A 19,679-nucleotide genomic window follows, 5' to 3' on the forward strand; every position below is an offset into this window, starting at 1 on the left:
TTTGATTGTAGGCGTAAGCTTATGGATTGAGTTCGCGGACGCGAATGTTGCGGAATCGAACAAGGTCGCCGTACCACTGTAGTCCGATCGGTCCGCCACGGCCGTACTGGAATCTTCCGTTGACCTGTTGTTTCCAAGTGTCCAGATCCGCGTCGACAAGTTTGACGCCGTTGACGTGCACGGTGATCTTCGACCCCAGGGCACGGACCGACATCTGATTCCATTGATTGATCGGCGCGCTGGCGCGGGGGCGTGGTTCGACCACGCCGTAGATCGCACCGGTGAGTTGCGTGCCATTGAGCTTTCCACGTAATTTTGGGCTGTGATCATCCAGCAACTGGATTTCTAATTGATCCGAACCAGTGGGTTTGTTTGCCGGCGCGGTCCGCAGAAAAACACCGCTGTTGCCATCACGCTCCAGGTAGTATTCGAGTTCCAGTTCGAAATCTTTGAACTGTCGTTCTGATTCCAGCCAGCCGCCCACCTTTTCTCCGCGCCGCGACGCACGGGCGAAGATGTAACCTGAGTTCACTGACCAGGCACCGCTCCGCAACCGTTGCTTCCACCCTGTCAGGTCATGGCCGTTAAACAGATCGACCCAGTCCGACCGTTCATCAACCTTGGATACGGGGGGAGCGAGTGTCGGTGTGTCAGCAAACTCTTTGATCCTCGCGTTGCGAAACCGTACCGTCATGTCACGGTTGCAGTGGAGTTGAAAACCGATCAGGCCACTCTTGGGCAACCCGAGAAAGTCATCGTTGAGCACCTCTTTACCGTTGATCGAGATGGCAACATTGTCTCCGCGGACCCTCAACTGGTACGCATTCCAATCGTCGCGGCGGACGATGTCGGCGATCACATCTTCCTCGGCAGCTCGCATCATCCCGGACGTTTTCTCACCGTAGACGCTTCCCCAGTAGCCGTCTCCGATGTCCGCCTGTGGCCCTGCGACGACATAGGAATTGGCGTCGATCAATTTGCTGCGAAATTGGATGCCGCTGTTGGCGAGACGCTGGCCAGTGCCCTCGAGTTTGACGTCGACTCGTAATTCAAAGTTCTGGTATTCGCGGTCACTGCACAGAGCCGTGTTGGACTGCAACGCAGAGTTGCCGCTGGTCTCCGATGCGACAAGTTCACCGTCGCGGATCGTCCAGCGGCCAGGAATCCCACTCCATCCGCTTAGATCGCCGCCGGGGAACAGGCTGACGAAGCCGTCTTCATGTGGAACGCTGGCAGAGAGATGCTTGATTGTGATCCGGCCGTCCAGGGTCGTGCCGCCGACAACAACGTGACCGTGACGGCTGACGGCGACGCCGGGCGGAAAGTGATTGCCGGAATTTTCAAACTGATCGAGCTCGCGGACCAGTGCGCCGCTGTGGGCATCCCAGACTGCCACGTGGCCGCTGTGGTCGGCCATCACGATTTGAGTCCCGTCGGGTGTGAAGCGCAGACTGCATCCGTACAGGTGGCCTTCGTTGTGCTGTTGTGCTGAGGCCGGATCAAGTCGTGTGACGACACGCCCGGTGAAAACGTCGACGACGGCGGCCATGGCATTGGCGTTCTTCAGACTGCACGCGGCCAGTTTTCCGTCGGGTGAAAAGATCAGCGGTCCGCGGACCCGGGTGGTGTTTTCAAAAGGTGTCGGTGTTGTCAATGCAATCTGTTTGCCTTCGACGCTCAAGGTTCGGCGGACGTGATAATGCTCGGCTCCAAACGTCACGAATCGTTCATCCGGCGAGATTGCCGGGAAATTGTGATTTTGGTCCGGTGCCAATTCGTCATGCAGTGTCTCTCCGGACTTCCAGTCCCAGATCCTCAACCGCTGCGGGACTGCGGCACGTTCTTTGCGGTGAACCGAATCGATCCGGTACAACGCCAGCGCCCAAGTTCGCTTGGGAAACACGGCCAGCTGGGGCGGGGCCGGGAATTCGTAGCTGGCTTTCGCAGATCCGTCGGTTGCGGAGATGACGGTCACGTGGTTTCCGGTGCAGTACAGCAGTGACTGTCCGTCGGGTGAATAAGAAAGCTGGCTGGTATCGAGCCCCGGTCGTTCGGGGTCGTCAAACTGCGTGATCTGGCGACCGGATTGTGTGTCATGAATCGTGAAGCGTCCTGGTGAGTCAACTCCGGTGACCGCGAATCTCTGGCCGTTGGGCGACATTGCAAGCTGACGGGCATCCCCGCCGGTACGGATGGTGATTCCGTCGGCTGCGACGGTTACCGAGCCAGCGGTCGGCGATGATTGAATCGCTGCAGAGTCGTCTGCGGGGCTGTCGGCCCTTCGCCCTTTGAGGGCATCGGTCGGTGTTGCGGGATTCGGTGCGGTCGTGACGCGTTTGAGCGTCCCGTCAGGATTGGTTTCGATGACCGCGGCGGTTCCGTCTTCCACTTTTAGTCTGCTGCCGTCGGCGAAGTAGACGATCACGCCAGCGAGAAACAGGACGCCTCCGAATCCGGTCGCAATCCATTTCCCGCGCCCGCCGCCGCGACCACGCCGCGAAGCCACACGTTTTTTGGGGCGGACGATCAATTCGGGCGTCTGTGTCGGCAAGGATTCTACGATCGTGTTTGTCGGGTCTTGGGCAGCCTGGGCTGCAAAGTACGCATTGAGTGCCCCTGTTTCCGTGATTCCGCTGGCCACCTCCGACCCTGACGACACTTGCGGCGTTTTGCTGTGTGTGGATCGTGGTGGTTTGGGTTGGGTGTTTCCTTTCAGGTAGTCCTTCAAGTCCGACGCGACGGCTTCCATCGACGGATATCGGTCGCTCCGCCGCTTCGCCATCATCTTGGCGCAAATCGACTCGAGTTGCGGATCGATCTCTGGCCGGATCGAAGAAGGTGTCGCGGGGGTTTCGTGCACAACACCGTAGACCACTTTGGCGATCGGGCCGCGAAACGGGAGCCGCCCGGTAAGTAGTTCATACAAAATCACACCGAGCGCGTAGGTGTCGGCGGCCGCATCGACGTCGTCCAATTCTCCACGGATCTGTTCGGGCGACATGTAAGCCGGCGTGCCGACCGCCATCCCACTTTGTGTCACGCGGCTTTCCACATCGGTCTGCCTGGCCAACCCGAAATCCATCACGACCGGTTCCTTTTTATTGTCGATCATGATGTTGGCGGGTTTCAAGTCGCGGTGGATCACGTTGTGCCGGTGTGCCTCGGCCAGCGCGACTGCAAGACGATGAATCAGAATGGCGGATGTCCTCTGCGGCGGCAGCTTGTCGGGCTTGATCAGCTCTCTCATCGAGCGTCCTTTGACGAACGCCATCGAGATGAAATGACGTCCGTCGATTTCTCCGACGTCAAAGACCGGACAGAGGTTGCGGTGATGCAGTTTCGCCGCCGCACGGGCCTCGCGGTAAAATCGCGTGACCAGCGATTCGTCATCGTCACAGGCAAAGCCGGGCGTCTTCAATGCGACCTGGCGATCGAGTTGGCTGTCGTGTGCCAGATAGACCTTGCCCATCGCGCCGGCGCCCAATTCCCGGATGATCCGATAGCGGCCGAATTCTGACGGCAAGTCGCCGATGCTTCGACGATTCGCCGTTCCGACCGCGGTGTCACGGACTTGCTCGATGCGGCTGGTGTCGATCGACGCTTGGGCGGGGTGTGCCCCGTCTTCGTGGTCCGCCCGCGGTGTCAGGCGGGAATCGGCAAGCTCACGAACCAATCGCCGCAGTCTGGCGAATTGACGTGGAAAACGCGCCTCATAACTTGCCAGATCAACGTTCGATCCTGACGACCTTCGCGCCTCGTACTCCGCCAAGACGAGGTCCGCCGAAACGGTCTCGGCCGTTCCCAGTGTCGGGATCTGACGCACGTAATCCTCGAGCCGTGGCGAAAGCCCGGCGGACCAGCTTCGGTGCAGGTCGATTTTGACCAGTTCGGAAATCGCGATCTCTCGATACGGGGGCGTCGATTCGGACATCAGCCGATCACACCAGGCGCCGAGTGCGTCCGCAGACCACTCCAGATCGAACCCCATCAGCAGCGATTCGAGTTCGTTGCGTTCCTTGACTTCCAGCAATGCGAGTCGTTGATCGGCCATTTTGATCGCTTGACGAGGAGTGGAATGCGAGCGTGAGGGATCGGATTGGGAAGATCGCTCGTCCCACAGGCAGCATCGCGATCGGCATGGAGACTGTCACATCGAATCCGATTTTTTTTCAGGATCCGTTGCGGCTTCGTCGGAAAACAGCGTAAAACGCCGCTCCAGACGCTCTTGGACCAGGTTGAGGATCCGATGGATCGTCTGTCGTGAGACCTGCAATTGCCCCGCGATTTCGCTTTTGCTGCGTCCCTCCAGACGCATCGCGATGATTTCGCCTGTTTTCGGCGGCAGCCCTTCGATCACCAGATCGATCTCCTCCCAAAGTGCCAGGGCGTCTTCGGCCGACGGTTGGTGGGAGAGCATTTGCATGTCGTCGCGAACGGCACGTTCGGCTTGGGCGTCGCGCTGATCGGCGGTGTGTTTACGGGCGTGCGAACGTGTCTTGCGAAGTGTCAGCGTGACCAGCAACTGCCACAATTGCTGCGAGTGCGCGATTTGAAAACCGCCCGCTTCGTGACGGCGAAAGAAGGTGCGAAAGACCGACTGGACAATGTCTTCGCCGTCGAACCGTTTCAGCAGCGCGGGGTGAATGTTCTTGCCCGCCAGATAGACAAGCCGCCGCGAATAGTCATCAAACAGTTTTCGCACCGCATCGGCTTCGCCGCGCTGCAGTCGGTCCTGGAACGCAGCGAAGTCAGCCGACCGCTGCGCCGGAAATCCGGACGATCCGTCCCGATGTTCTGATGCTCCATATTCGGACATGTCGACCTCTGCCATTCGTGCCGGAACCGCCCCATTGATCGCCCCCGCGAACCTTAACGGCAACCCGCATGCGGCAACGGCCCCAGTTTAACCACTCCCGCCCCCACAAATCACCCAACGGGGACACGGCACAACTTAGAAATCCCCCAACGAATCGCCTAACGGGGACATGGCACAAGTTGTCAGAGACGCGGTGAGGGAGTGGCTGTCGGGGGCATTGCTTGCGATGGAATCGAGCCCACGCTGGCGGTGCGGGACGTTATTGCGACCTCTCGGTCCCGAATCATCACGGCTCGAATTAGGATCGGCCGTCGGAACACCTGGGCTGGATCAAAAGATCTCCCGGAAAGGATGCGGGGCAAAACTTCCCTGAAGTTTGATCGCCCGACCGGCCGTATGGTGGATCATCGGCCAGTGCCAGAGATGAGCGAGAAATCGGTCTGAGACACCGGTTGCCGAAACACATCGCCGGATGACGGTGTCAACAGCTGCGGAGAGAAAGCCAAAACGATCTTCGCCGGCAGATCCGGCGACCCGACCGCGTCTGGTCGGTAGGAGAGCATCCGCTGATGCTACGCCGCTTGGGCGAACAGTTCGCGAGTTCGCTTGCGAACGTGGAATGGGCGTCCAGTTTGTTTGCCTCGCTGTTGATCAATGTTCTCCGGCAAGCCTGCCATCGTCGTAAACAAGTCATCAAAGTCGGCCACCAATTCAAGCCAAATCGTTGGCGAAAGGCCCAGCCGCAGTAAAATCGGCGGGAGATGCCCTGGAGTTTTTCCCGATTTCCCGTTTACCACCTGCCGTGCCGACCAGTCGAGCAATTCCAAATATTCAGCGTTACTGATCGGCAAAAAGCCCTTGTCGCTGCATCGTGCGTGTTTCCCACTCGGTTGCGGCCCGGGTTGTGCGGTGGCTTCACAGAGATTCACGGGCGCCAGAAACGAATCAGAAAGCCGTTGACGACTCGCTTCCTCACCCGCGTCGGACTCAGCTGACGCCTCGCTTTGCAGATCTCTGTCGATTTCAGGTTCTTTGGGCTCCGTTTCCAGGCTGGCGATACGGCGTTGAGCCGAGGTGTAGTCACTCAACTCCAGCGTTTCCGCCATGCAAGCGCGAATCCAATTCAGATCCACATAGACCGCGCAGGCCAATACCGATTCGTCATCAATGACAGGAATTCCCTTGAAGCGGTCTTCGAAGAACCGACCGCTGGCTCCGTCTTCCCGATTGGCTCTTTGGGCGACGCGTTGATTTAATAGTCGCATCCACCAGGAGACGTCGCTGAGTCGCAAACGGATTTCGCTGAGCCGGTCCGGGGAATTTCGAATCGTGTCGAGCTCCGGATCTGTCGGTGCCATGGGGTTGCCGTCAGCATCTTTGCGTTTGGGACAGATCATCAGCCAGCGCCGAGCCACTTCGGTATTGTCCCAAGTCGCAACGACATCGGGTCGTGACCGAAGCATTTGATGATGGTGAGTCGAAAGAACGGAATACGCCAAAACATCGATGGCGAACTGGGCGGCAAATCGTTCGATGAGACTTTCGACCCAACGTTTTCGATGATCGTAATTCTTGCCGGTCGCAGGATCATCACCGAGCAGATAACAAGCACGCGTGGTGCGGGTGATGGCGTGGACGATTTGAACTTCGCGAGGGTCGAGCTTATCGCCGCGGTTAGAACGTGACATCGCATCCTCATACAGAGACTCGTTTCAGATTCTGCCACGACTTGAAGCCCATCTCCAAATATCGCAGCCTAAAACGAGTCGCTCCATGCGACTCCACGGCTTGTCATTGCAACGCAGATCGAATTCAAAGTCAAGCGTTTCAGCCTAAGTTTTCGAACTCCATTCCGGTCGTCCAACGAGGATTGATATCATTGAATCAAACGACGGTGCCGTGTCCCCACGACCAGTGCCGTGTCCCCACGACCAGTGCCGGTGTCCCCACGCGACGGTGTCATGTCCCCGGCGAAACACGACGGTGCCATGTCCCCGGCGAAACATCCCCGGCGAAACAGTGCCATGTCCCCGGCGAAACATCCCCGGCGAAACATGTTCTCGGGGCTTTTTCCCCGAGCTAGCGACGCCAACCCCTTCGGGGCGGTTACGCAAGATTGACGAAAAATGCCATGCACCCAACGCGATTTGTGCGATCCACTGAATCAGTGCCCGATACAAGCGGATTGCACGTCGCGACGCCTCCACCCCATAGAATGAATGGAGTCTTGCTCGATCCTATCCACCACCCCAACAAGGTTCACGATGCATTGCCAGCATCTTCGTCTTAGCACCTGGCTCATTGCACCTACCGCGTCTTTGCTAATTGCCGTTGCCGGCGGCTGCCGACGTGAGTTGCCAACGCCGAGGACGCAGGCCGCCGCGATCGAGCGTCCAACCCACCCGACGGCTTCTGCGAAACCGGCTGCGCAGGGATTCCTCACCGAGCAAGCGGACGGGTTTTTCGAAGCCCCGTTCCTTTCCTCCCGAAACCTGGACGCGTTTGTTGCGGAAGTCAATGGTCGCGATCTCCGCAAACTGACACTTAAACCCCATCCGCAGTTGCGTCGTCCCGGCCGATTGTCGGTTGCGGACCAACTGACTTTGTTACCGAGAATCCTCCGCGCTTGCCCAAACATCGAATCACTCCGGATACATCAATGGACTCTTAAAATCAGTGACCTTGCCGTCGCGGTCCAATCAGAGAACCTGCAAGAGCTGGCGGTGCTCTCCTGCATCGTCGTCGACGAACCCGTCGAATTCGCAACTTCGACCTCGTCCAACTTGCGAAAGCTGACGCTGACTAGCTGTCTCGGCGGGCGCCGGATCGAAACCAGCAGCGGCGAGCTCGACATGGCTTGGACGAATACGATCGACCAATCATGGGCACAACTGCTTGCCTGGACACCGAAGCTGGAAGTGCTGCGTGTGAGCGCACACTTTCGCGAGCAAGGCAGCATTGCCGGAACCGACTGGCCGTTTGCCGACCTGCCAAATCTGCGGACCGTGCATCTGGGAGACTACACCCAGGACGCATTGGTCGAGAGCATGTTAAGTGAGTTGCCGAATTTGCAATCGCTGAGCATTTCGGGTGACCAATTGACCGGCGACGGCTGGATGCCGAACAAGCTCTCGGCGGTTCGCGACTTGGAACTGTATGGCTGTGAGGGCATCTCACCGGAAAAACTTGAGGCAATCTTCTCTTCCACACCACTGCTCGAATCACTCAGCCTGAGAATCTGGCGCGACTCGTTGACGGCCCGTTTCGATTTTTCGGAATCCACCAAGCTTCAGGAACTCTCTATCGTGGTGCCCAACAGGAAATCACGACTGAGCTTCCATGGACTCTCATCGGCGGCGAGCCTGAAATCATTGACAATTCGAGGCGTTACACCTGAAGCGTTATCGCGCGTGAACTTGTCGCAATTCAAAACGTTGCGGACACTTGACCTTGCCAGTTGCGGCGCAACCCAGACCGTGCTTGCTGGCCTACCCGGATCTTTGGAATCGATCCGCTTGGCAAATTTTGCGAAAACCAAGCCAGACACTGCAAACACAGACGTGAGCTTTGCACACCTCACTCAGCTAACGTCGTTCACATTCGATGCCGGTTCGTTGGAAGCGGAACTGATCGAATCGTTGCCGAACCAACTCACATCTCTGGCATTGCATCATTGCGATATGCCTAACAGCACCGTCGCGGCACTATTGTCGCGACTCGACCGTCTGGAAACACTCAGCCTGACTTGGCTACACGGAGGACGAGGGTATGGGGACGATTCAGAAGCGGTGACGGGAGAGGGGTGGGACTTTGCCTGTCGCGACCGATTGCGGACGCTCGACCTGAGCAAGTGTTTTTACCTGAACGATGAGTTGATTCAGCGGATCTCGGAGCAGCTGAAAGGTTTAGAATCTTTAAAACTGGCTGAGCAACGTCATTTGACGGGTCGCCAGTGGCAGCTCGACCGTCTACCGAAGCTCAACGACTTGGACCTGCGAGAGTTGCCCAAGCTGGGGAACAACCTACTCCAACACCTGCCGGCGTCGCTCGAATCGTTACGGCTAGAGGACTGCGAGCAGTTAACCGGCGAATCATGGCAACTCGACACGCTTGGCAAGCTGGCTGAAGTGCGAATCGCGAAGTGTGAGTCGCTGCGATCGCTGGGCAGTCGACTGCCGGGTTCACTGAAAAGGTTGAACGTCCACTATTGTCCGCAAATGCTGTGCTCTGACCTCGATTATTCCTCGTTCGCTCAGTTGCAACGTCTATCACTGACAGACTGCTACCAATTCGATGTCAAACGCTTGTTCAGGGAGTTACCCCGGCACGCCGATTCCCTTCACACCCTGACATTAACGGGCTGTGAATCACTGCAGGACGCGGACTGGGACATGTCTGCATTAAATGACACGCTGCAGATCGTGATCTACAACGAAGCGGAGCCCGCCTACCGAGGCGGGCTCAAGCAAGAGCTCGGTGAGCAGTTGCAAAAACAACTACCGGACTGCGTGATCGTGTTGTAAGGCTGAAACGCTGCTCAAAATCTTGCTGAGGGGCATGTTGCTGAGAGACACGCCACTTCTTGACGCCACCATTCATTCTTACGATCGTCGTGCGCCCCTGCCGTCTCACGTCACTTTTTCTTGCGTTTCGGTTGGGTCCGGTACGTGGCTCCGTTGTCGGCCGGGAGCGATTGATGCCACTGGATTAATGCTCGCGTTAACTCGGCCACAGTATCGGGGTGCTGGGATGCGATGTTGTGCTTCTCCGAGCGATCGGTTTCAAGGTTGTACAGCTGCGGATCCGATCCGTCGTATTCACAGAGCAGTTTCCATCGGCCCGACCGGACGGCCAGATCCGGCAGATCGTCTTCGCCATAGAACGTGTCACGATCGGGCGGCCGACGAAAGAAGATCGGCGCAGTCCGCGAGCCGCCGTCGCCCAGCAGCGTTCCGACGAGTGTCTCGCCGTCATACGTGACACCAGCCGGTCGCGGCGTCCCCGTCAACTCCAACAGGGTCGGCACAAGATCGATCGCGGCAAACACCGAGTCGGTGTCCACATGGTTTTGCTTATTGAGAATCTTGGGCCCCCAAGCCACCAACGGCGATCGCACTCCGCCTTCATACAGATGCGTCTTGTAGCCTCGAAACGGCCCCGCTTCTCCGGCCCCCGGCTGCGGTCCGTTGTCCGAGCAGATCAGAATCAACGTGTTGTCATACAACTCCTTGTCATTTCGAATGCGGTCGAACAACGCTCCGAATTGCTTGTCCATGGCTTCGAGCACGGACAGGTAAAGTCGACGCATGGAGCCGTCACCCCAGGTCTCCACCGGTGGCCAAAACGGCGAGTGCACGTCGTCGGGCCACAGATTGATGTAGAACGGCTTGTCGGCAGCGGTGGCGTGGTCGATAAACGAGACGGCCGCCTCGACGAAGCCCGACGTGATCTCCGAGCGAAGCATCCATTGATATCCTTCGCCGAGGCTTTCGGCGCGATCCCAAATCCGTCCCGGCTCCTTGTCGCCGGGCTTGAGCGTCAACGGCAACAACTTCGGTCCCATGCCTTCAAAATTGGTCAGCGACGCATCAAAACCATAGTCGGTGATCGGCGGTGCATCGTTCACGTCTCGCTGGCCGCCCATGTGCCATTTTCCGAAGTGCCCTGTCGCATAACCGGCTTGGTTCAACGAACGCGCCAACATCGGAGCTTCGGGATCAAGCCACTGGGCCATGCCTCGCTCTTCATTGCTGTTGCGGTTGTTCAAGTACGACGTGATCCGCCAACGTTGGGGGTATTGCCCGGTCGAAATGGCAACCCGCGAGGGAGAACAAATCGGCGAGTTGACGTAAAACTGCTCGAATCGAATCCCCTCGGCAGCCAGACGGTCGATGTTCGGAGTCGCGGCATCATCGTTGCCGAAGCACGAAAAATCCCCCCAGCCCATGTCGTCGATGAAAACCAGGACGATGTTCGGCGGTGTCTCTGCGGCTTGGCATGACGTTTCAATGCCAACGGCATACACAACAACCGCCAGCAGCGCGACACACGGCGTGAGCCAACGACGAACGGGAAGAATACTTCGCATCATGGTTGATCCTATCTGTGGGAATCCGGTGGTTTGGTTTCGATTTACCTTGCCCGCACAGGCCCGGGCCGGTTGATGCAAGCGGCTATTCTACCCCGGCTTGCAAGACGTCTGAATGAGATCATCCGTCGTGGCAATGAGGAATGTTGTCAAACGCAAGGATCGAGATTTCAGTATGATGCGACCGAGCGGCAGAGCAATTCGTTTCGACAAGGACAATAGAATGACGATGCAGTGGATCGACAAACAACGATTGCGGCGTGAAAACCTGGCGGGCACCTTTTTGAATTTGGGGTCGGCAACGACGGTCGAGATTGCCGCCGGCGTGGGCTTTGATTGGCTGCTGATCGACCTGGAACACGGTTCGGGATCGTTGGCCGATCTGCGGGCGATGCTTTTGGCCTGTCGCGCCGGCAATGCCGCTCCCATCGTACGCCTCCGTTCGATCGACCCGGACGCCGTCAAATTCGTGATGGACAGCGGCGCCGCAGGCGTGATGTTTCCCTACATCAGTTCGGTCGATCAGGCTCGTAACGCGGTTCGTTGCATGAAGTACCCGCCGCAGGGCGGTCGTGGCGTGGCCGGTGTGATCCGAGCGACCGACTATGGGCGGAACTGGAAGCCGTACTTCGAAGAAGCAAACCAGAAAAGCCTGGTCATTGTTCAAATCGAAACGCCGGAAGCTGTCGCGGCGGCCGACGAGATCGCGGCGGTCGATGGTGTGGACGTGCTGTTCGTCGGCCCATTGGACCTTTCAGTCAACCTGGGGCACCCCGCCGAATTCGACCATCCGGAGGTCGAGCAAGCACTCAAGCACGTGGTCGATTGTTGCGACCGTCAAGGCAAATCGGCGGGGATCCTGACCAAGGACGGACTGGTTCGACAACATAAGGATCAAGGCTTTCGACTGCTCGCCTACGGTTCCGACTCCGGCGCCATCATCAGCGGGATGCAGCGCTATCTGTCCGAGCTTCGCGGGTAAACAATACTCAGATGCAGGACATCCCTGCTGGGTTGCCCTCCCCTTCAGCCCCTTCCGAACCCCCGGAGTGCGTTCTACAGCCGCAGTTCCAATCGGGTGCCGACAACACGGGAATCGGAATAGATCCCCGATGGAGTGGAGATGTACTGCAGGTCGGGTTGCAGGGTCAGTCGTGGTGTCAGTTTGGCTTTGTAAAACACTTCGATGGCGGATTCTTCATTCGTGCCGCCCTGGTTTAGGCCCGCCCAGGCATAGCCGGCACCGGCGACATCTTCGTCGCGTCCAGAAATCAGGCCCGTGTAGACGAGTCCGCACACCAATGCGTCGTCGATCGAACTGATCGGAATCGCCCCGTTGGCAAACCTGGGAAAGTAGGCTCCGAAAATCCCCAGCCCTTGAACAGATTCTTCCTGCCGCGGCGTCTCGCGGAACAACAATTGTTCAGCCTGGATGTAATAGCCGTAGCCCGACGAGAGCGAGACACCCGGCGTGACGTCTCCCTCTGACTGATAGCCGACTCCCAAGTCCAGCGTTCCAGGCAATTCTCCATCGGCCAGCGCATACCGATACTCCATCTCAAGAATCGATAACGTCACGTCGTTGTCCGAGAATCCCCATCCGCCGCCGTTGCCAAGAGCGTCCCAGAAGCCGACCTTGAGCGTCACCGAGTCGGTCAGTTTTGCCAGCAACACCGCAGCCATTCCCGGGTCGGGGTAAGACGGAAACCCTGCCGACGGTGAAAGCCCGAAGGACGATTGGATGAAGTCCGCCGCTAGATCCATGACGAGGAATTCGGTGTTCAAATCCTGTTTGCCGATCCGGACGGTGATGTTCTCGTCCAGCAATGCGAATTCCCACCAGTACTCGCTGACCTGCATGATGTTGTCGCCTGAGTCGATGTTGCTGATCACCTGCGTGTCCCCAACAAAGTCGTCGGTCAACCCGCGCCCGTGCGTGTTTTGGGCGAGCAGCATGAAACGCCCCGGCAGCGAAATCGGCAACTGCTCCAGATCAGTCGTGACCAGCAGGTCGAGCAGCCCCTGATACCGCGTCGCCCTCTTCGTCGCGATCCCACCGCGCGCGTTGGTGAACAGTTCCCCGTAGTAAATCGGATCGCACGTGATCGCGGAATGTGGGCAGAACAGAGGACCGAGCAGAGCCGGATCCGACGTGTCAGCAGTCCAAACCGCGGGCGCACTGCGCAGCGGTTCCCCGGCGCACTGCTGTCGCGGAACCAACGATGCAATCAACCCAGCCAAGAGCAGAATGCCATACGCCGGGAGGTGAAATCGGTGGTGCAGGTACCGCTGGCGCGGAAGCATGGTATCGATCCAAACGAAATCGTGCAGAACCCATACCTTCTTGAGTCGGCAGATTGATCGCCCTGATCCAGTTTTGGACTGCGGGGACCGATGAACTCGGGGACATGGCACCTGTCAGATCCGCGGCAATCGCAACATGCTAGCAAACATCATTCATCATCATGTCAGGGACATGGCACAAGTCCTGAGCGAGTGTCGTGGTGCCGTGTCCCCGAGCTGATCGTTGACGTGGCAACGCTCGATGCGAGCGTGGAGAACTCTGGGGATCCACCTTCTGGCGAAGGCAGCGACGTTCGACCGGCGATTCACTTTTTTTTTGCAAAGTAGCGTTGTCCAGTTAGCCAACGGCTGAACTATCGTGACCGTTCGAGGTGTTCGATGCGATCAATCGACCTCCGAGCGTGTTGCGGCGGCGACGAAGGCGTCCAGGGTGACAGGCTCCAGGTTCACACTCATCATGAACGACGAGTAGGCGAGTGAGGCAGCGAGCCGGCGCACGTCGGAGGCCCATGGGGGGACATAGCGTGGTTGTTGCAGGAACCCCGAATCAAAGTAGGGGCCCAGCGTCACGGTGTCGCTCATCGTCAATCGGCCGGCGAACAGCCGCTGGATGATCTTGGGCTGGTTATCCCGAATCGCCACGTTCAACAACACGTGCGTTTCCATCACGCCCTTGAGGTAAGCGCTGTCTTTGGTAAACGCAATGCCTCCACGAACGTCTCCGCCACGAAAGATGCGTTGGGCCGACTTGTACGATTCGCGTTCGCTTTGGCCCGCATTGAGAAAGATCTTGAAGCAGTCGATGAAGTCGGCTCCGTCCAAGGCATGCTTGAGGGCCTGGATCCGCAGGGCCAGCCGGCGGAGCCGATCGATATCGATCGCGCGGGTCGCGAGTTCTGCGAACACGGCAATTCCTTCTTGCGTCCGAGTCGTCCGCGGGGCACCGAGTCCAAGGGATCGGAGATTCGTTTGCCGGCGACCGTTGATTGCCGTCGCCATGTGGACGAGTGCTTCGTGTTGATAGAGTTGATCAAAGTCGAGTTCGGAGAAGACCGCCGAACCACGAATCCGGAGCCGTGTGGTTCCCGCGATCGCCTTGGACGACAACTCGTTATCAACAACCACCTCGACGGTGTCGTCGACGAAGTAGGCGTCGATCGCCTGTTGCATTCGCCGGGCAAACGGATCGGCGGGTTGATCGGCTTCGCCATTCGGAATCGAAGCGCCGCCGAGCAGGTGGTCGGTCTTTTCGAGCAGAAACGCTGCCGCATCGACGCCCGTGAACGATTGGCTGGCATAGGCGTCGTCAGGCCGCCCGTAAAGCTGGATCGAACGCTCGGTGAACTCGGCAGTGCCCGCGGCCATCAGCATCCGGCCCGCCAAGGCATAACTCGTTGCGGTACGTCGCAAGAACTGAAGAATCGGATCGTCGCCCGCGCACGATTCGCCGAAGTCGTCGAGCGCAGAGATCTCCGCGCCGAAATCCGGCAAGTTGAATTCGACGACGGGAAGGGCCGGCGTTCCCACTCGCCAGTTTTTCAGAAATGTCTCTTCGAGCGAGTCGGGCCAGTTCAAGTGTTTCAAAACCAGAATCGACTTGGCCAGCTTGGGCAATCGGGCATCAAGATCTGCAATCCGGTCCGAAAACGCAGTTAGGATTGTCATGTAATTCGGCTTGACGATAGGAGCGTCGAAGCCCCTTGAAGTTAAAGTTAAAGTCCCCAAACGCACCATCACGAAACCAGTGACACGCGTGGCGCATTTTATCGCTAAAGATGCGCGACTTGCACTTGGAAAAGGATTCGTGTATCCAAGGTTTTTTGCTGGAACCACTCCGGGAGTCCTTGGCCATTTCCCGGGCCACACCTCGCGTGATGTGGATCGATCGCAACCTGCTCCAGGAGGGACTTCCATGACTCTTGATCGGCAACGGCTTTGTGTGGAGTTGCAGCGATTGGACTGGGCTCGCCACCTGTCGTCGGACGTGATCGAGGACATCGCGGCGGCCGCAGAAATCTCGCAGTTCAGGCCGGGCGACGAGGTGATCGCCGTGGGCGCCGAAATCACAAAGGTCTACTTTGTGATCGAAGGCAGTCTGGAAAGCAGCTTGTTCGATCGCCTCGACAAGCAGATTCATTGTGAAAGGTTGGCCCGCGGTTCGGTGCTGGGACTTTTTTCGGTTGTCTTGCCGGAACGTTCTCACTTGCAGGTGTCAGCGATCGAGCCCACGACGGCCATCCACTTTACGTTGGACGAATTGCTGCGTCTGACGACCAAGCATCGCGAGTTCCAGCTTTCGATCTTCTCTGCGGCGGCGAACGTGGTGAAGCGATTGGTCGTGGTCGATCGCGATCTGCCCAAGCCGGCGGTGGTGGGCGTCGTGCATCAATCGGATACCAGTCGCTCCTTGACGGTCGATCTTGTCCGGCGGCTAAGGCAGCTTGAGGAGGCCGTTTGCGTGGCCGGCGACGACGATCGATGTTCGCCTAGCGATGGGGTTCCGTTCAAGCAGCTATACGAAAACGGTCAGATGGTTTCCCGTGACGCAATCACGAGCAGCTTGAAAGAATGGTCCTCGCTCGGTCGCTTGTTCATCGACGTGCGCGCCGATCATCCGCAAGACGATCTCAATCGCCTGCTGAGCTACTCGGAAGTCGTGCTGTGGTGCATCGCGCCGGCGGAGGTCGACAAAGCCACGAATCAACTGCAGGCCTTGCAACGTGACGCACCTTGGTTGCGAGACAAGGTGCGAATCGTGTGGCATTTGACGTACCAGGATGCCGCTCCGCCGTATGCTGCGAAACTCAATGAACTTTCTGCGGGAGACTTCAAGACCTACTCCGGCCAACCATCGCCGCAGCACGGAAGGCTACTTCAGCAAGGCCTGGAGCGGATCATCCACCATTTGCGAGGCGTGCACATCGGTCTGGCGCTCGGCGGCGGTGCGGCGCGTGGCATGGCCCATCTGGGTGTGCTGAAGTGTCTGGAACAGCATGGAATTTTTGTCGACCGACTTGCCGGCACCAGTGCGGGCGCAATGACGGGAACGGTGTACGCCGCCGGTATGGATCCCGAGTACTCCACGCAATGTTTCAAAACGGACCTGATGCCGGGCTGGTTGTTTCGCCGGCTTCCGGCGGGCGGATATTGGTACCTGATCTACAAGTACCGCTATGACCAATTCGACCCGATGCTCCGAAAATACCTGCATGACTTCCGCATGGAACAGTTGGCGATCCCGATGACAACGATCGCGGTGGATCTGGTTGAAGGCGCACTGTTGGAGCGACACTGTGGGGACGCGACGCACAATATCTTGGAGAGCATCAATCTGCCCCCGTTGGCTTTGCCGATCGTGAAACAAGGACAAGCCGTGGTCGATGGAGGGTTGCTGAATAATGTTCCGGCCAACGCGTTGTTCGACCAAGGCTGTAATTTCGTCATCGCGTCGACCGTGACTGCGAGTCTGGAGAAAGACTTTCTGTCGATTCGTGGCAAGCGATCCTCGGCGGTCAGCGGATTCTTTCCCACGTTGAAGGTCATGATGCGTCAACACATGATCCAGGGCTACAGCATGAATGATGTCGGCGTCCAGCCCGCCGATCTGGTCATCGCCCCGGACGTCACGTCGTTCGACCTGTCCGAATTCACACGCGCCGACGAAATGGCCGTGATCGGCGAAGCAGCGACGAACGAATCGATCGAGCGGCTCAAGGCGATGCTCCACAAACTCGATCCACAACTGTTTCGGTAGTGTGGCGGCGCAGGAATCGACGGCCCGGAAGGGACCGTCGTACGGTCAACCACGTAGAACATCCCTTCCGGGTTGCCCCCTTTCGCCAACGGCTGAATGCGTAGCGTTCAAAGCGACGGCCCGGAAGGGACCGTCGTACCATCAACCACGTAGGACAGCCCCTCCGGGTTGTCCTCCTTCAGTCGATCGGACAGGGCACGGCGTTCCAGATTTCGGCAGCGTATTCGGCGATGGTGCGATCGCTGGAAAATTTGCCTGAACCGGCCACGTTGATGATCGCTTTCCGCGTCCAGGCGTCGGGATCGGCGTACAGTTCGCCCAACTGTTGTTGTGCCTCGGCGTACGACGAAAGGTCCGCCAAGTGCATGAAGAAATCCCCGTGATCCAACAGCGACTCGCGGATCGGTGTGAAGATCCCCGGTTCATCACGGCTGAAGTGATCGTTGAAGATTAGGTCCAATGCGTCGCGCGTTTCCGGCTCGTTCTCGTAATGCCAGTGGGGGCTATACCACTGGCGGCTGTTGGCGACTTGTTCGGCATTCAATCCGAACAGAAAGAAGTTTTCCTCGCCCGCCTCTTCGGCCATTTCGATCGTCGCCCCGTCGCGGGTGCCGATGGTCAGCGCGCCGTTCATCATGAACTTCATGTTGCCCGTACCGCTGGCTTCGTAGCCGGCCGTCGAGATTTGCTCGGAGACGTCGGTGGCGGGAATCAATCGCTCGGCCAGGGAGACGTTATAATTCGGCACAAACACGACTTTGATGCGACCGCGGGAAACCGGGTCTTCGTCGATCACCCGGCCGACATTGTTGATCAGCTTGATGATCAACTTGGCCAACCGATAGGCCGGGGCTGCTTTTCCGGCGAAGAAGAATGTCCGCGGCGGGATACTGATCGAAGGGTCGGATCGTAGACGATTGTAAAGCACGATCACGTGCAAAATATTCAGCAGTTGGCGTTTGTACTCGTGAATCCGCTTGATCTGACTGTCGAAAATCGTCTCCGGGTCGACGACCTGTCCGGTGGTGGTCCTCAGCCAATCGGCGAATCGTTCTTTTGCAGATTGTTTCGTCTGACGAAATCGGCTTCGGAACGTCTGGTCGTCGGCCAAGGGTAACAACTGTCGCAATTCACTGAGATCGGTGATCCAAGCATCGCCGATCGATTCGGTGATCAATCCAGCCCAGTCCCGATTGGCGGCCAGCAGCCAACGACGCGGCGTCACGCCGTTGGTCTTGTTGTTGAACCGCTCGGGGAACATCTGGGCAAAGTCGGCAACGACGCGTGTGCGGAGCAGATCGGAATGGATCTGGGCGACGCCGTTGGTGCTGTGCGAGCCCACGATTGCGAGGTTGGCCATCCGGATCTGCCGCTCACCAGAATCCTCGATCACACTCATCCGGGACGCACGCGGGTGATCGTCGGGGTAACGTTGCTGTACATCGGCGACGAATCGGCGATTGATCTCGTACACAATCTCCAGCAATCGCGGGCAGACCAGTTCAAAGAACCGCACCGGCCACTTTTCCAACGCCTCGGGCAACAGCGTGTGATTGGTGTAGGCCAAGGTTTCCACGGTCAGTTCCCAGGCCTCGTCCCAACCAAGCTTTGCCTCGTCCAACAGAAGCCGCATCAACTCTCCCACGGCCATTGCCGGGTGCGTGTCGTTCAGTTGGATCGCGACCTTTTCGCTCAGCAGTCCCCAGTCGTCATTGGTGCGTCGGAAGCGCGCCACGATGTCGGCCAGCGAACAGCACACCAGAAAGTACTCTTGAACAAACCGCAACGCTTGGCCGGCGCGTGTCGAGTCGTCCGGGTACAGGACACGCGTGACCGTCTCGGCCAGGATGCGATCGACGATCGCACCCACGAAATCCCCGGAGCTGAACTCGCCAAAATCGAAATGATCCGGTGACGACGCGCCCCACAGCCGCAGCGTGTTGATGGTCTGGCCGCCATAACCGACAACCGGCCGATCATAGGGAACCCCCAGCAGATGCGTTGCATAACCGGGGACGGCACGCAGCACACCGTCGTGTAATTCAAATCGGCAGGCCACCGGAACCTGGACCGTCTGGCGCGGTTGACAGACTTCCCAGGGATCCGGTTGTGCCAGCCAGTGGTCGGGTTGTTCGATTTGATAGCCGTTTTCGATCGCTTGGCGAAAGATTCCATACTCATATCGCAAGCCGTAGCCCATGGCGGGAATTTGCAACGTGGCCAGCGATTCAATGAAACAAGCCGCCAGTCGTCCCAGACCACCGTTTCCCAGGCCGGCATCGGGTTCGGTTTCGACGACTTCGCTCCAGTCCTGACGCGGATCGGTTCGAAGCTCCTTTCGGACGTACGGTTCAACACCCAGGTTGATAATGTTGTTGATCAGCGTCCGCCCGATCAGAAACTCCATCGACAGATAATAGACCCGCTTCGGATTCTCGCGGTCGTGGGTTTGCTGCGTGAGCAACCAGCGCTGAGTCAAAAAATCTCGCAAGGTACGGGCGACCGCCTCGAAACGTTCGCGCTGGCTAGCATCTTCAGGACGGACGACGTGATCGAGCAGCAGATGCCGGTCGTAAGATTCGCGTCCGGAAGCCTCGCTGGCGAGTTCGGGATCGCCGGGAGCTGCGGCAATGTTGGATTTGGTGTGGCCGGCCATTAAGTTTTTCCTTTCGAGTCGTGTGGTTCTCGTGTGGATTGGTTATGCGTTCAAAGCGACG

General features: G+C 58.2%; 10 protein-coding genes. 3 read left to right on the forward strand and 7 right to left on the reverse strand.

Translation table 11 applies throughout. The annotated features are described in order from the left end of the window. Positions 1-19: 19 nt before the first annotated feature. The 3 genes from Mal15_RS29945 to Mal15_RS29955 all read right to left on the reverse strand — a co-directional run bounded on the left by Mal15_RS29945 (position 20) and on the right by Mal15_RS29955 (position 6,504). Positions 20-4,051 (reverse strand): family 16 glycoside hydrolase, encoded by a 4,032-nt coding sequence (locus tag Mal15_RS29945; protein ID WP_147871108.1) that lies wholly within the window; start codon positions 4,049-4,051, stop codon positions 20-22. Between the two features lie 96 nt (positions 4,052-4,147). Further along, positions 4,148-4,816, reverse strand: a complete 669-nt coding sequence (locus tag Mal15_RS29950) for an RNA polymerase sigma factor (protein WP_167547128.1) — start codon at positions 4,814-4,816, stop codon at positions 4,148-4,150. 572 nt (positions 4,817-5,388) lie between these two features. Then, entirely contained in the window at positions 5,389-6,504 is a 1,116-nt protein-coding gene (locus tag Mal15_RS29955) for a hypothetical protein (RefSeq protein ID WP_147871110.1), read from the reverse strand. A gap of 576 nt (positions 6,505-7,080) precedes the next feature. On the opposite strand from Mal15_RS29955, the gene Mal15_RS29960 reads away from it, so the two are divergent. Further along, on the forward strand, positions 7,081-9,339 hold the full coding sequence (locus tag Mal15_RS29960; protein WP_147871111.1) for a hypothetical protein: 2,259 nt from the start codon (positions 7,081-7,083) through the stop codon (positions 9,337-9,339). A gap of 110 nt (positions 9,340-9,449) precedes the next feature. On the opposite strand, the gene Mal15_RS29965 is transcribed toward Mal15_RS29960, so the two are convergent. Continuing rightward, on the reverse strand, positions 9,450-10,907 hold the full coding sequence (locus tag Mal15_RS29965; protein ID WP_147871112.1) for a sulfatase family protein: 1,458 nt from the start codon (positions 10,905-10,907) through the stop codon (positions 9,450-9,452). A 220-nt stretch (positions 10,908-11,127) separates the two neighbouring features. On the opposite strand from Mal15_RS29965, the gene Mal15_RS29970 reads away from it, so the two are divergent. Then, positions 11,128-11,886: an HpcH/HpaI aldolase family protein gene (locus Mal15_RS29970; protein ID WP_167547129.1), complete on the forward strand. Its 759-nt coding sequence runs from the start codon at positions 11,128-11,130 to the stop codon at positions 11,884-11,886. A gap of 74 nt (positions 11,887-11,960) precedes the next feature. Here the strand turns inward: Mal15_RS29970 and Mal15_RS29975 are convergent, their stop codons facing one another. Then, entirely contained in the window at positions 11,961-13,208 is a 1,248-nt protein-coding gene (locus Mal15_RS29975) for a carbohydrate porin (RefSeq protein ID WP_147871114.1), read from the reverse strand. A 384-nt stretch (positions 13,209-13,592) separates the two neighbouring features. Continuing rightward, entirely contained in the window at positions 13,593-14,873 is a 1,281-nt protein-coding gene (locus Mal15_RS29980) for a tyrosine/phenylalanine carboxypeptidase domain-containing protein (protein WP_147871115.1), read from the reverse strand. A 247-nt stretch (positions 14,874-15,120) separates the two neighbouring features. Between Mal15_RS29980 and Mal15_RS29985 the strand changes: the two genes are divergently transcribed. Beyond that, positions 15,121-16,962, forward strand: a complete 1,842-nt coding sequence (locus Mal15_RS29985) for a cyclic nucleotide-binding and patatin-like phospholipase domain-containing protein (RefSeq protein WP_147871116.1) — start codon at positions 15,121-15,123, stop codon at positions 16,960-16,962. Positions 16,963-17,140: 178 nt separating this feature from the next. Here the strand turns inward: Mal15_RS29985 and Mal15_RS29990 are convergent, their stop codons facing one another. Next, positions 17,141-19,618 (reverse strand): glycogen/starch/alpha-glucan phosphorylase, encoded by a 2,478-nt coding sequence (locus Mal15_RS29990; protein ID WP_147871117.1) that lies wholly within the window; start codon positions 19,616-19,618, stop codon positions 17,141-17,143. Between the last annotated feature and the right edge of the window lie 61 nt (positions 19,619-19,679).

Origin of the sequence: Stieleria maiorica (assembly GCF_008035925.1) — a bacterium.
Lineage (GTDB): Bacteria > Planctomycetota > Planctomycetia > Pirellulales > Pirellulaceae > Stieleria > Stieleria maiorica.

What these genes read in the sequence shown, in the direction of transcription:
- Mal15_RS29945 (WP_147871108.1), bottom strand. Translation starts at nt 4,051, where the DNA reads ATGGCCGATCAACGACTCGCATTGCTGGAAGTCAAGGAACGCAACGAA.
- Mal15_RS29950 (WP_167547128.1), bottom strand. Translation starts at nt 4,816, where the DNA reads ATGTCCGAATATGGAGCATCAGAACATCGGGACGGATCGTCCGGATTT.
- Mal15_RS29955 (WP_147871110.1), bottom strand. Translation starts at nt 6,504, where the DNA reads ATGTCACGTTCTAACCGCGGCGATAAGCTCGACCCTCGCGAAGTTCAA.
- Mal15_RS29960 (WP_147871111.1), top strand. Translation starts at nt 7,081, where the DNA reads ATGCATTGCCAGCATCTTCGTCTTAGCACCTGGCTCATTGCACCTACC.
- Mal15_RS29965 (WP_147871112.1), bottom strand. Translation starts at nt 10,907, where the DNA reads ATGATGCGAAGTATTCTTCCCGTTCGTCGTTGGCTCACGCCGTGTGTC.
- Mal15_RS29970 (WP_167547129.1), top strand. Translation starts at nt 11,128, where the DNA reads ATGACGATGCAGTGGATCGACAAACAACGATTGCGGCGTGAAAACCTG.
- Mal15_RS29975 (WP_147871114.1), bottom strand. Translation starts at nt 13,208, where the DNA reads ATGCTTCCGCGCCAGCGGTACCTGCACCACCGATTTCACCTCCCGGCG.
- Mal15_RS29980 (WP_147871115.1), bottom strand. Translation starts at nt 14,873, where the DNA reads ATGACAATCCTAACTGCGTTTTCGGACCGGATTGCAGATCTTGATGCC.
- Mal15_RS29985 (WP_147871116.1), top strand. Translation starts at nt 15,121, where the DNA reads ATGACTCTTGATCGGCAACGGCTTTGTGTGGAGTTGCAGCGATTGGAC.
- Mal15_RS29990 (WP_147871117.1), bottom strand. Translation starts at nt 19,618, where the DNA reads ATGGCCGGCCACACCAAATCCAACATTGCCGCAGCTCCCGGCGATCCC.